10 protein-coding genes and 1 pseudogene are annotated in these 12,357 nt (G+C 74.5%); 4 read left to right on the top strand and 7 right to left on the bottom strand.

Annotation, left to right across the window (positions count from 1 at the left end; genetic code table 11):
- The first annotated feature begins 8 nt into the window (after window positions 1-8).
- Complete coding sequence (locus ACIGXW_RS31395; RefSeq protein ID WP_399576315.1) at window positions 9-239, top strand: hypothetical protein; 231 nt, start codon at window positions 9-11, stop codon at window positions 237-239.
- Between the two features lie 106 nt (window positions 240-345).
- On the opposite strand, the pseudogene ACIGXW_RS31390 reads toward ACIGXW_RS31395, so the two are convergent.
- From ACIGXW_RS31390 to ACIGXW_RS31375, 4 genes and pseudogenes are all read right to left on the bottom strand, one after another.
- Window positions 346-1,136: pseudogene (locus ACIGXW_RS31390) on the bottom strand (phytoene/squalene synthase family protein).
- Window positions 1,137-1,337: 201 nt separating this feature from the next.
- Window positions 1,338-2,513 (bottom strand): hypothetical protein, encoded by a 1,176-nt coding sequence (locus ACIGXW_RS31385; RefSeq protein WP_399576313.1) that lies wholly within the window; start codon window positions 2,511-2,513, stop codon window positions 1,338-1,340.
- 75 nt (window positions 2,514-2,588) lie between these two features.
- Window positions 2,589-3,188, bottom strand: coding sequence for a TIGR03086 family metal-binding protein (locus ACIGXW_RS31380; protein ID WP_399576311.1), 600 nt, complete (start codon window positions 3,186-3,188; stop codon window positions 2,589-2,591).
- Window positions 3,178-4,209 carry an SDR family oxidoreductase gene (locus ACIGXW_RS31375; protein WP_399576309.1) on the bottom strand — a complete coding sequence of 344 codons (1,032 nt, stop codon included), beginning with the start codon at window positions 4,207-4,209 and terminating at the stop codon, window positions 3,178-3,180. Before ACIGXW_RS31375 ends, ACIGXW_RS31380 begins: the two co-directional genes overlap by 11 nt.
- 53 nt (window positions 4,210-4,262) lie before the next feature.
- Here ACIGXW_RS31375 and ACIGXW_RS31370 point away from each other — a divergent pair, with 53 nt between their 5' ends.
- A complete protein-coding gene (locus ACIGXW_RS31370; RefSeq protein ID WP_399576307.1) occupies window positions 4,263-5,744 on the top strand; it encodes a bifunctional phosphatase PAP2/diacylglycerol kinase family protein in 1,482 nt (493 codons plus the stop codon).
- On the opposite strand, the gene ACIGXW_RS31365 is transcribed toward ACIGXW_RS31370, so the two are convergent.
- From ACIGXW_RS31365 to ACIGXW_RS31355, 3 genes are all read right to left on the bottom strand, one after another.
- On the bottom strand, window positions 5,723-8,059 hold the full coding sequence (locus ACIGXW_RS31365) for an AMP-binding protein (protein ID WP_399576305.1): 2,337 nt from the start codon (window positions 8,057-8,059) through the stop codon (window positions 5,723-5,725). The genes ACIGXW_RS31370 and ACIGXW_RS31365 overlap by 22 nt on opposite strands.
- Window positions 8,060-8,176: 117 nt before the next feature.
- A complete protein-coding gene (locus ACIGXW_RS31360; RefSeq protein WP_399576303.1) occupies window positions 8,177-8,947 on the bottom strand; it encodes a DUF998 domain-containing protein in 771 nt (256 codons plus the stop codon).
- A gap of 9 nt (window positions 8,948-8,956) precedes the next feature.
- Window positions 8,957-10,090 (bottom strand): DUF6777 domain-containing protein, encoded by a 1,134-nt coding sequence (locus ACIGXW_RS31355; protein WP_399576301.1) that lies wholly within the window; start codon window positions 10,088-10,090, stop codon window positions 8,957-8,959.
- A gap of 237 nt (window positions 10,091-10,327) precedes the next feature.
- On the opposite strand from ACIGXW_RS31355, the gene ACIGXW_RS31350 reads away from it, so the two are divergent.
- Both ACIGXW_RS31350 and ACIGXW_RS31345 read left to right on the top strand, forming a co-directional pair.
- Window positions 10,328-11,635, top strand: a complete 1,308-nt coding sequence (locus ACIGXW_RS31350) for a streptophobe family protein (RefSeq protein WP_399576299.1) — start codon at window positions 10,328-10,330, stop codon at window positions 11,633-11,635.
- A 124-nt stretch (window positions 11,636-11,759) separates the two neighbouring features.
- Window positions 11,760-12,338 (top strand): peptidase inhibitor family I36 protein, encoded by a 579-nt coding sequence (locus tag ACIGXW_RS31345; protein ID WP_399576297.1) that lies wholly within the window; start codon window positions 11,760-11,762, stop codon window positions 12,336-12,338.
- Window positions 12,339-12,357: the final 19 nt, after the last annotated feature.

Here is a 12,357-nt window from a genome sequence, read left to right as displayed (position 1 = left end):
CCGCCACCGTGATGAAGACCGTCAAGAAGATGACGGCGGCGAACTCCCTCATGGCCGCTCCCGCCTCCAGCAACAGCGACGAGCACGACAAGTGCATGGCCGAGAAAATCGGCAAGAGCATCGTCAAGGGCGGTCTCTGGGGCACCGTGACAGGCGGCCCCGAAGGACTTGCCATCGACATGATGACCGGCGCGTTCAAGGGCATCACCGAGGGTGTCGTCCTGTGCAGAAACAAGTGACCTGACCTGACCACCTGAACGACGCGTGCCCCTGCCTACGGACTGGCAGGGGGACACCGGTGACTTTCGGCGCGCCCTGGTTGCTGAATTCCGGCCCGCCGGCCCGTCAGCGGCCGCGGCGGTGGTATTCCCGTGCCAGGACACCGAGGGCGGCGCGGGGAGAGGGGCGGGCCGCGCCCCGTAGGAGGGCGGTGCCCTTCGCCAGTGCAGCGTCGTTGGTGAGCCCCTCCAGCGTGACGAACGCCCGGACGAACGCCCGGTGGGCGGGTGGGGCCAGCCGCGGCAGCGGGCGGCTGGCGAGGAGGTCCTCGCGGCTCCGGGTGAGAAGTCCCTCGAGGAGGGCACGGGTCGCGGGGGTGTCGAGGCCCCGTTCGAGGTCGGAGCGGGAGACCCCGTACTGCTTCAGCGTCTCCTCGGGGAGGGTCAGGCGGCCGTGGCCGAGGTCCTCGGCCAGGTCGTTCAGGAAGTCCAGTCGCTGGCTGCCGTCGATGTAGGACCGGCACAGGGCACGGCTTTCCCTGGGGTCCGCGTCGGGCGCCAGGACGAGGCCGGCCACCACTATGAAGGCCGGGAGCGAGTACCCGTCGACGTACCGCTGGTAGGCCGCCTCGTCGGCGAAGCCGTGAAGTCCCTGTCCATCGGCGCTCCCGCGAGGAACCGCTCGACGTGCTCGCGCAGCCCCGGGTGGCGGGAGAGCGTGTGCACCAGCGGGCGCAGCACCGGGTGGCTGCTGTTCCCGCTGCTCAGCGCCTCGTGGACCTGCTCTTCCCAGGTGCTGAGCGGGTCGCCGCCCGCGGCGTCGGACGGCCCGGCTTCGGCCTGCACGTCGGTGTGGTGCATGAACGCGGTGGCGGCGATGACATGCGGGACGACCTGCGGGGGCAGCAGCAGGCGCACGGCGAGGTAGGCGTTGCGCCGGTAGGCCGAGACGACTTCCCGCTGCTGCGTGTAGGCGTCGCGGAGCCGCGGCTCGACGATGCCCGCCGCCGTCAGCGTCCTGCTCCACAGATGCACGGTGGCCGATCGCCCCACAGACGATGGTGACAGGGGAGCCTAACGCCTGACGCCGAGCGGCCTCACCACGGCCGAGGGCCTCTTCTACGCGTCGGCCCACGCGAAGCAGAACGAGTTGAGTGAACCCCCGAATGAGGAGGCGGGACGCGCCACAGTCGCTCCCGCGGGGGGATCCCCCGCAGGAGCCGCTCCGTTCAGGTTGTCGACTCTCACCAGCAGCCCCTGGCCTGCAGTGAGGTCGAGCCGGCCCTGCCCGACCCTGCAGAACTTGTCGTTGAAGAGCCGGGCCTGGCGCCCGGGAGGGCCGAGCAGGACTGCTGAGGTGGCTTCGTTGTCCCAGCGCGTGGTGAAGAAATTGAAGTTCGAGGGTCCCAGCCAGGGCCTCACCTTCCAGTCCTGGAGGTCGTCGATGCTGTCCCGGATGCCGAAGTTCAGTCCGATGTCATGCTCGTCGGCATAGACCGCGTCGAGTGTGTCGGTGAGCGTGTTGAGCTGCGGCAGCAGCCATCCCAGGACCGTAAGGGAGGACTGGACCGGGCCGAGAAGGCCGATCAGGTCCCTGAGCTGGGTCAGTACCGTGCTCTTGGCCACGGGAGACGTGGCCGGCACGAAGATGATGGCCGCTCCCTTCAAGGTGTCGTCCCAGAACAGCACCAGCAGGGTGGGAACGGGGATCGCCGGCACCATGACGGGCGGCAAGGTGATCCAGTCGCTGGAGGCCCAGCCGCTCCAGGGGCTCAGACTGCCCCCGGCGTACACGCGCACGTCCGCCTCCACCCTCACCAGTGGTGCCGTCGGCCGGTCCAGCGTCGCCTCCACGAACACCAGGGGCAGGAACACGTCCATGCCTCTGCCCAGCGGCACGTGTATTTCTCCGCCCCGGCCCTCCGAGCTCGGCACACCCGGGGTCGTGGCCGGAGTGAGCGACCATGCCACACCCGGCACGACGTGGCCCTGCTGGTCGAGTACGCGCCAGCGCACGTCGATTTCGACGTTCAGGAGGTCGCCGGACACTCCCGCCGCCACGGGAGCGCTGCCCGTCAGGTCGCCCAGCACGGTACCGAGGCTTTGTGTGGCGTGGATGTCCACGGAACCGTCGAGCGATCCGGGGACGATGTCCTGGACGGCCGGCGTCCTGTTCATGAGGAACTCGGACGGGGGGACGAGCCGCAGGGATGTGGGCGTGCCGGTTCCCGTCATCTGCGCGATGCGCATGCCGTAGGCGAAGGCTTGCAAGGTCTCCTGCAGGGTTCCGGGCATCACGTCTCCTCATGTGCAGCCAAGCCGCGCAGCGTCACGCCCCGACGGCGGCTTCGCAGCCACCACGGGCTCAGGTCAGGGCTCCCGCCCCAGCTGAGCAAGGAGCCTCTGCCAGGAGTCCGCGCCCGGCGGCGGCTCGACGGGGGCGGCGAACAGGCCCGACTCCGTCAGGGCGCCGGCGTAGGGCTCGACCTCGTGCCGGGTGAAGTCGACGAGGGCCTTGGAGGGGTGCTCCTCGGCGCCGATCGCCCGGGAGAGGTCCCAGGCGTGCACGACCAGGTCGGCGATCATCTGGGCGCAGTAGGCGTGGGCGGAGGAGGAGCCGTAGGAGAGGTGGACGGTGCGGGTCAGGGCGCCGCGGGCGTGGAAGGCCTCGCGGGCGGCGGAGGCCGCCTCGTCCCAGGCGGCCACCGGGTCCTCGCCGAGCTGGTCGCCGTCGAAGACCTCGCCCACATCCTCGACGGTCGCGCCGTCCAGCATGGACGGCACCCACAGCTGTTCGACGACGAGGTGGTTCACCAGCTCGCGCACGTTCCACTCGGTGCACGGCGTGGGCGCCTCCCACTGGTCACCGCGCACGGCGTGCACCCGGTCGGTGAACAGCTCGAGCGCCTCGCCGTGCCGGGCCAGCAGCGTCCGCCGCCGGGCGTCGGTCAGGTCCTTGTCACCGGTCATGGCACCCATGGTCCGTCCGCAGCCGCGCCGCCGCGAACGCTGCGGCGACGAACGCCGCACCGGCGGCCAGGGCGCCCCGGTGCTCGGAGAGCCACGGCTGCGCACCGTGCTCGTGGGCCTGGTCGTCGAACTCGCCGTGGGCGCCGTAGTCGTGGCCGCCGTCACCGTCGACGGGGTGCCACAGGTTCACCGGCGGCAGGTCGGCCAGGGGCTCGGCGCGCTGCTGCGAGGCGTACGCCGTGTGCGCGAGGTAGCGGTCCAGCAGGCCGGGGGCGACGGCGTTGGCGAGGAGGGTGGCGACGGTGCTGCCGCCGACCCAGTACTCCCGGCGGTGGGGGTGGGCGGCGGCGTGGACGATGGCCCGGGCGGCCAGCTCGGGCTCGTAGACGGGCGGAACGGGCCGCGGCCGGCCGTTCATCCGGGACAGGACCCAGCTGAACTGGGGGGTGTTGACGGCGGGCAGCTGCACCATGGTCGTACGCACCTTGCTGCGCTGGTGGAGCAGCTCGCAGCGCAGGGCCTCGTTCCAGCCCTGGATGGCGTGCTTGGCGCCGCTGTACGCGGACTGCAGGGGCAGGCCGCGGTAGGCGAGCGCCGAGCCGACCTGGACGATGGTGCCGTGGTCGCGCGGGAGCATACGGGACAGGGCGGCGTGGGTGCCGTACACATAGCCCAGATAGGTGACCTCGGTGACGCGCCGGAACTCGTCGGGCTCGATCTCGACGAACGGGGCGAACACGCCGGTGAAGGCGTTGTTCACCCACACGTCCACCGGTCCGAACGTCTCCTCGACGCGGTCCGCCGCCTCGGTGACCGCCCGGTGGTCGGCCACGTCCACGCTCAAGGGCAGCGCCTCGCCGCCGCCCCGGCGTACGTCCGCGGCCGCCGCGTCCAGTCCTTTGCGGCCGCGGGCCAGCAGAGCGACACAGGCGCCGCGGGCCGCGAAGGCCCGGGCCGTGGCCCGGCCGATGCCGCCGCTCGCCCCGGTCACCACCACGACGGTGGGCTTGTTTCTCCTCATCACCGCCGCCGGGTACCCGCATCCCCCCGGCGTAAACGGGGTACACGTCGCAGATGCGAAGCATGTTGAGTACGTGGGACCGGTCCGTGTTCGAGCGCGTCGCCGCCCGCCACTGGCCCGGTGGCGACCGGGTGCTGCCCAGGCTCTCGCACGCCGCCGACCACGGGGTGCTGTGGTTCGCGGTGGCGGCCGGCGCGGCGGTGCTCGGCGGGCGGCCGGCGCGGCGCGCGGCGCTGCGCGGGGTGGCGTCGCTGGCCGTCGCCTCCGCCACGGTCAACACCGTCGGCAAGCGGTCGGTGCGGCGCGTGCGGCCCGTGACGGACGTCGTGCCGGTGGTGCGGCGGCTGACCCGGCAGCCGTTCACCACGTCCTTCCCGTCCGGGCACTCGGCCTCGGCGGCTGCGTTCACGGCGGGCGTCATGCTGGAGAACCGCACGTGGGGCCTGGCCCTGGCGCCGCTGGCGGCCTCCGTGTGCTTCTCCCGCGTCTACACCGGGGCGCACTACCCCGGTGACGTGGTGGCGGGGGTGCTGCTGGGCGCCGGGGCGGCCTTCGCGGTGCGCGGCGTGGCGCCCACCCGCTCCCAGCTCGCTCCCCCGGCCCGGCCCCGCGCGGACGCCCCGCCCTTGCCCGGCGGCCGGGGCCTGGTCGTGGTCACCAACAGCGGCTCCGGACAGCGGGCGGCGGCCGCCGCCCGGCCGGACCCGGCGCAGTTGCTGCGCACGGCGCTGCCGCATGCCGAGATCGTCGAGTGGGACCGGCAGGCGGACGGGCGGCCCGCACCGCTGGCGGCGGCCCTGGAGGCGGCGGCGGAACGGGCGGCCGAACTGGGCGGCGCGCTGGGGGTCCTCGGCGGGGACGGCACCGTCAACGCGGCGGCGGCCACCGCCGTGCGGCACGGGCTGCCACTGGCCGTCCTGCCCGGCGGCACCCACAACCACTTCGCCTACGACCTGGGCATCGAGTCGATCGCCGACGCGGTGCGGGCCATGGAGGCCGGGGAGGCGGTGGCCGTGGACGTGACGCGGTTCGGGCGCGGCGGCATCTTCCTGAACACCTTCAGCATTGGCGCGTATCCGGAGCTGGTGCGGGTGCGCGAGCGCTGGGCGCCGCGCATCGGCACCTGGCCGGCCGGGCTGCTGGCGGCGGTCCACATCCTGCGCACCGCCCGCCCGGTACGGCTGCGCGTCGACGGCCGGGAGCGGCGGCTGTGGATGCTGTTCGCCGGCAACTGCACGTACCACGGCCTGGGGCTGGCCCCGGTGCGCCGGCACGACCTCGCGGACGGGGTGCTGGACGTGCGCATGGTCCACGGCGGCCGGCTGGCCCGCACCCGTCTGCTCGTGGCCGCCGTGACGGGCGGGCTCAGCCACTCCCCCGTGCTGCGGACGGCGCGGGTGCGGCGGTTGCACGTCGAGGAGATCGCGGCCGGTACGCACCTGGCGTACGACGGCGAAGTCGCGCCGGCGCCGCGGGAGCTGAACCTGACGAAGGCGAACGAGGCCCTGGTGGTCTACCGCGTGCCGGACGAGTGAGGGGGGCGGCGGCCGGCGGCCGGCGCCGCGTCCGCGACGTCGGCGATCGTGACGCGGTAGATCTCCTCGGCCTCGCGCAGCGATTCCTCGCCCACCCGCCGCCCGTCGGCCTCCAGATCCAGGCCGAGCAGCCGGGTGAAGGGGTCCCTGGTGAACTCCGCCCGCAGCGCGGCGCCGGTGGGGACGCGGGTCTTGGCGTCCAGGAGTTCGACGTCGGTGGCGGCGGCCAGCTCCTCGAAGCCGTACAGGTCGGTGCAGGCGAAGAGGATGTCGGCCGCCCGGCGCACCGCGGGCGGGCGCCCCTCGCCGGTACAGGGGAAGCCGCTCATGGCCGCGAGCTCCTGTTCCTTGTCCTGGACGGCGCGGATCAGTTCGCCCGAGGCCCGGCCACCGGTGCGCAGCCGGTAGGGCATCACGTTCTGCTGGAGGCCGATCGCGCGGGCGCCGCCCGCGGCGCCCTCGCCGTCCCGCCGGCCGTCGCACTCGACGCCCAGCAGGACGTCCTCGCGTCCGGTGAGGACGGCCACCGCCCGGGCGTGCACGGCGAGCAGCACGTGCCGCAGGCGGGCGTGGTGGTGCCGTGCGACGGCGTCGAGGGCCGCGGCCTGTCCGGGGGTGATGTCGACGCCGCCGAAGCGGGTCGCCTCCTCGTGCGGAGGGCCGGCCGGCGCGTCGGCCGGCCACGTCGCGGGGGCGGGTTCGGAGCCGTCCAGTTCGCGGGACCAGAACGCCAGGACGGCCCGGTCGCCGAGCGTGCGCCGCTCCCGGGCGACGCAGTCGGCGAAGCGGTGGGCCGGGCGCGGGGCGGGCGCCTTGCGGCCGCCGTCCCGCAGGGCCCAGAAGTCGGCCAGGATCTCGGTGATCAGTGACGACTGGCTCCACGCGTCGAGCAGCGCGCCGTGGAAGGCGAGCGAAAAGAGGAACTCCGCGTCCTTGACGACGTGCGCGTGGAACCGCGCCAGGGGAGGCTCCGCCCAGGAGTACGGCTCGCCGCGCGCCCGCTCCGGCCAGGCGGCGAGCTCCGCTTCGCGCGCGTGGCGGGGCAGCCCGCGCAGGTCGCGGACGGTCACCGGGGCGGGGGCGTGGTGGTGCACCAGCTGCAACGGCTCGCGGTACCCGGCGAGGTGGAAGGAGGTCCGCAGGATGTCGTGGCGGTCCACGGCGCGGTCCACGGCCCGGGTGAGGGCGTCGTGGTCGTAGGCGGCCCCCAGGCGGAACACGAACAGGTCGCAGGAGGCGTCCGTGCCGCCGCGGCAGGTGCTCCGCAGCAGCATCCGCGTCTGCAGGGCGGTGACCGGGTAGGCGTCCTCGATGCCGCCGGCCGCCGTCAGCCGCTCGCGGTCCTGGGGAGCTGTCAGGGCGAACGGTTCGGTGCGGGCCCGCCGCTCCGTCCCGGCCAGGGTGATCAGCCGTGGGGCGGCGTCGCCGTACTTGGCGCGCCACGGCCCCAGGTCCGGGGCGTGCGGGGCCTCGTCGCCGAGGACCACGCACTTCAGCGGCAGGCGGTCCCCGGCCCGGCTGTCCTCCGCGATCAGGCGCCGGACGGCGGCGGGGCTCCGGCTCAGGTGGACGGTCACCCGTTCGGCGCGCAGCAGCTCGCGGAAGGCCTTCGGGTCCTCGGCGGCCTCCGGCGGCACGACGACGGCGCAGCCGCCGTACAGCAGTGCCCCCCACATCTCGCAGGCGCGGATGTCGGACGCGAAGGAGTGCGAGAGCGTCCATATGTCGTCGCTGCCGAAGCCGTAGCGGCTCTCGGCGCGGGCGAAGAGCCGCAGGACGGTGCCGTGCGAGACCTGCACCGGCCGCGTCGGGCCGGTGGTGCCGGGCGGCACGAGGAGGTAGGCGGGGGCCTCCCGGCCGACGGTGACGGCCGGTTCCCGCTCCGGCGCGGGTGGCAGCCGCACGTCGGCCCGTACCGCCGGGTGCCCGTCCGGCAGCCGCCCCGCCGTCCCGCCCGCGGTGACGACGGTCTGCGGCGCGGTGTGCCGGAGGATCTGCTCCAGGCGCGCCCGGGGTGCCGCGGGGTCCAGCGGTACGTAGGAGGCGCCCGTCCGCAGCACCGCCAGCGCCGCCGCCACCAGGTCCGCCGACCGTTCCAGGAGGATGCCCACGGGCCGGCCCGGCCGTGCGCCCCGCGCGCGCAGCGCCGCCGCCAGCGCCCTGGAGCGGGCGTCCAGTTCACGGTAGGTCAGCGACCGGGGCCCCTCGCGCACCGCGACGCGGCGCGGGAAGGCCCGCACCGCGGCCGCGAAGCCCTCGCTCAGGCTGCCCACGGCGGCCGGGGCTCCGGCGGGCGTCGCGCCATGCTCCTTCACCGCTCGTCCTCCGGGAGTGCGGGCCGGGGCGGGCCCGGTCGGTACGGGGGGGCGGACCGCGCGTTCACGGGGGCCCGCGCGCAACGTACCGCTCGTGCCCCGGGCCGGGGAGTGGGTTCAGCCGGACGGCCGGACCGCTGCCGGGGCGTCAGGGAGGGCTCTGCGCCGGGTGCCGGCCCACAAGGCGGCCGCGAGCAGCACGAACCACACGCCGACGAGCAGCAGATGGGCCCGCTGGGTCATTCCGTGCCAGCCCGGCCGCCCGAACAGCGGTCCGACCGTCGACAGTGCCGTCAGCAGCGCGCTGCCCAGGACCCACGGTCCCCAGCGGCGCAGGAGGGGGCTGGGGGGACGGTCGGTGGCGGCCGCGGCGACGAGCAGGGCCATCGAGGCGAACAGCGCGGCGTGCACCAGCGCGCTGGTGGTGGTGTGCCAGGGGTTGACGGCCTCGCAGGGGCTCTCCACCGACGGCGCGCAGCGCATGGGGATGACGACGTCGGCCACGGACGAGGCGCCGAAGGCGACGAGCGACCACCATCCGGCCGACGCCAGCCGGCCGGGCGCCCGGCGCAGCGCCAGCAGCGCGCCGGCGACCACGAGGAACGCGGCCACGATCTCGATGCTGCCGAAGAGTTTGTGGAAGGGCTGGTCGGCGGCGTAGAGCTCGCTCACGTACGAGTGCCTGAAGTCGAGCCCGGTGGGCAGGACGAACTCCAGCACCCAGTCGTTGTAGACCACCGCGGCCAGGGTCAGCAGCAGCGGGGCCCACGCCGTGCGGAGGCCGGCCGGCCGGCGGGTCCTGCCGGGCGGGCGGCCCGGACGTGCCCGTCCGCCCGGCCGGTCGAGGTCGACGGCGGCCCGGCGGAGGACGGTGGGCGGCTCACGCATCGGCCGGGCTCAGTTCGCCCGGACGGGAGGGGCTCCGTACGCCGGAGGCGGGGTCTTGACCTCGGGCGGGGAGTGCGGCGTGGAGGGCGACGGCTTCGAGGGGGTGGCGCTGCCCGGCGAGGCCTCCGACCGGGTCGGTCCGGGCGAGACGCCGCCCTTGGGAGGTGCCACGGTGCGGTCGTCCTCGCCCTTGGTGCCGACCGGGCGTTCGAACCATTCGCCGGCCTCCGTGTCGTAGACCACGATGTCCTCCATCACGGCGTCGGCGGGGGCGACCGCGACGACGTCGGACGGCCGGTAGGCAGGCCAGCTGTCGCCGCTGGCCTTCGGCGTGCCCTTCACGGCGATGGGCGCCCCCAGCGGGTTGCCGCACGCGCAGCGCACCCGGGGCAGGCCCCGGTCGTCGACGAGCACGGCGGTGCCGGCCTGCAGTACGGACTGGAAGCTGGTGACGGAGCCGTCCTTGAAGCCGTGGTTGGTGACCCGGGTGTCGGCGCGCAGCGCCACGGGGGTCAGGCTCCGCAGGTAGCGGGCCAGGCCGCCCACCTCGATGCCGGCCGCGCCCGCGAAGGCGCGGGCCTTGGTCTGATCCTGGTTCAGGTAGCCGATCTGGCGCTCGACGTCGCAGCTGGCGTTGTTGCGGGTGCCGCCGTACAGGCCGGGCGTGGCGCCCTGGATGCTGCGGGTGCCGCCGCCCGTTCCGCCGGCCGGGGCGGCGGGGGCGGCGGACGCCGCGTTTCCGTAGTTCTTCGCCGACGACTTGGTGAAGGGGTCCCGGCCGTCGGCGGAGGCGGACTGCAGGAAGACCTCGCCGGTCCCGCCGCTCTGGCGCAGGAAGTAGACCGCGAGCGCGGCGGCCACCACCACGGCGCCCGAGATCAGGACGGCGCGCGAGCGCCACCAGGGTGAACGGCGGCGGCCGGGCCCCTCGCCCGGGGTGCCGCGGCCGCCCGTCGGTGGGGCCGGGGGTCCCGGTGGTGTCGGACCGGCCGCGCCGCCGCCCGCGGGCCGCGGCGGCACCGTCACGTCCGGCCGGGTCGGCTCCCGGTCCCCGGGGGAGGTGGGCTGCTGCGGCCGCCGCCCGGACAGGGGGCCGGACGGGGGGCCGGTGGGGCGGTTTCCTGACGGCGGTTCGGACGACACGGCCCTTCTCCTACGCTTGATTTATCCCTTTTTACCGCCCCTGCGCTCATTGTGTGTCCCAAACCCGCCCGTCCCGCAAGCGGGCATGCGGAGCAGTTCCGCCACGGATTCCCCCCGAAGGCCCACCCAATCCCGGCGATTCCCCCGGCCGCCCGCGCGGACGGGTGGTGCGGCAACGGCGGGCTTACGTTGGGCTGAACCGCCACACCGACCCCTCGTCGACCGTCCGGAGACAGCGTGAGTCAGCCACCGACGCCCCGCCCGGCCCCGGCGCGCGAGCTGCGCGCCTGGTGGGACGCCCTGGCGGCGGTGGCCGCCGGGGTGGCCGCCATGTACGTCGTCGCCGCGCTGGGCCTGTGGGCGGCCGGGGCCGGCGACCTGCCGGACGACGCGTTCGGTTCGGTGGTCGCGGCCACCGTGGTCTCGGCGGTGGGCGGCACCGTCGAACTCTCCGGCGGCGCGGGCTTCCTCGGCAGCACGGCCGGGGGACTCGCGGTCGTACCGCTGTCGGTGACCCTGGCCGGGGCGCTGGCGGTCGCCGTGGTCTTCCTCCTCCCCCTGCGCCACCACGCCGTGACGAGCGGGGGCGAACTGCTCGCCAGGGTCGCCCGTACGGCCGTGCTGTGGCTGCCGGCGATCCTGTGCGTCGCCCTCGCGGCCCGGCACACCTTCCGCATCCAGGTGGGCGAGGACTTCATCGACGAGCTCGGCGAGGCCCTGGGCGCGACACCCACCGTGGGGTTCGAGGCGGCCGTGGGAGCGACCCTCGGCTACGGGCTGCTGTGGCTGCTGGTGCTGCTGGCCGTGGCCACCGCCGTGTCCCGCAAGACGCCCCTGCCCTCACGGCTGCTGCGCTTTCAGGACACGGTCCGCCCAGCCGCCTTCGCGATGCTGGTGGTGCTGCTGGCGTACGTCGTCATCGGCCTGGTGACGGGCGTGGTCGTGGCCTTCACCCGAGGCCACACCGCACAGACGTTCGCGGTGCTGCTGCTGGGCCTGCCCAACCTCGCCTGGATGGCCTTCGGCATCGGACTGGGCGGCGCCTGGGAGGGCCGGGTGCCGGGCGCCGACATCGGGCTGCCGGTGCCCAAGCCGCTGGCCGCGGTGCTGCGGGAGAACGGCGACGGGCCCGCCACGCTGGACCTGGCCTCCCTGGCCGACTACGACGCGCGCGCCTGGCTGCTGGTGCCCCTGGCCGCCCTGGCGCTGCTCGCGGCCGGCTTCGTCACCGCCGTCCGCTCGCCCGCCCGCCGGCGCCCCTGGCAGCACGCCGTGCAGCTCGGCGTGGCGGCGGCGCTGACCCTGCTGGTCGTCGGGCTCCTGACCCGGGTCGAGGCGCGCCTGGGCCTGTCCCTGCTCGGCATCGGCGACCTGGGCGACGACTTCGGCGGCGACGTCTCCCTGCACGCGCTCCTGCCGCGCCTGGTGGGCTTCGGACTGCTGTGGGGCTTCGTGGCGGGCTTCCTGGGCAGCCTGGCCGCGCTGCGGGTACGGCGACGGGGCGAGGTGGAGGCGGGGACGTCGAGCGCCGCGCCCCCGGCCTAGCCGGGCCGGTGCCCAGGTGACGTTTATCGCGCGGTGAACGCAGGACGGCACTGTCTGCGACGTGGCCACGACGGCCACCGCCCGTACCGGCGCCGCTCCAGCACTCTCCTCAGGGAGGAACCCCATGAAGCCCGCACGCACCCTCGTCGCCCTCGGTCTGGGCACCCTGGCCACCCTGGCCGCCGTCTCCACGCCCGCCCTCGCCCAGGAGGCCGATTCCGCCCGCGCCACGACGAGCCGGCACTGCGTGGTCGACGCCGACAACGGCACCAAGTCCTGCTTCTCCACCTACAGAGAGTCCGTCGCCTTCGCCACCGGCGGCCGTGTCACCGACGCCCCGAACGACACCAGGGCCGCCGTGCGGGACACCAAGTTCCAGGAGCGCCTCAGCGGTCCGCGCAACGAGCACGGCGCCAAGCTCGCGATGAACGCCTCGTCCGTGCTCGGCACGATGTACGGCGACAAGGACTTCGGCGGCGGATCGATGGCCTTCGTGGGCAGCAGCGGCTGCACGCGCTACTCCGAGTTCGAGAACCTGTACGACTGGAACGACCGGATCAGCTCCGTCGCCTCCGGCCAGTGCAACATCACCCTGTACCAGCACAGCAACTACCTCGGCTTCAGTCAGACCTACAGCGGCGCCGTGCCGTATGTCGGCGATGCCATGAACGACCAGGCCAGCTCGATAAGCTTCAACGGCTGACCCGCACGGCCCCACAACC

Source organism: Streptomyces sp. NPDC053079, from assembly GCF_044546695.1.
GTDB lineage: Bacteria > Actinomycetota > Actinomycetes > Streptomycetales > Streptomycetaceae > Streptomyces.
The sequence above is the reverse complement of the archived record's forward strand: the minus strand, read 5'-3'. Positions and strand labels throughout refer to the sequence as shown.

Coding starts and splice junctions, on each gene's coding strand:
- ACIGXW_RS31380 (WP_399576311.1), bottom strand. CDS start 3,188: ATGACCGGTGACAAGGACCTGACCGACGCCCGGCGGCGGACGCTGCTG.
- ACIGXW_RS31375 (WP_399576309.1), bottom strand. CDS start 4,209: ATGAGGAGAAACAAGCCCACCGTCGTGGTGGTGACCGGGGCGAGCGGC.
- ACIGXW_RS31370 (WP_399576307.1), top strand. CDS start 4,263: ATGCGAAGCATGTTGAGTACGTGGGACCGGTCCGTGTTCGAGCGCGTC.
- ACIGXW_RS31345 (WP_399576297.1), top strand. CDS start 11,760: ATGAAGCCCGCACGCACCCTCGTCGCCCTCGGTCTGGGCACCCTGGCC.
- ACIGXW_RS31385 (WP_399576313.1), bottom strand. CDS start 2,513: ATGCCCGGAACCCTGCAGGAGACCTTGCAAGCCTTCGCCTACGGCATG.
- ACIGXW_RS31360 (WP_399576303.1), bottom strand. CDS start 8,947: ATGCGTGAGCCGCCCACCGTCCTCCGCCGGGCCGCCGTCGACCTCGAC.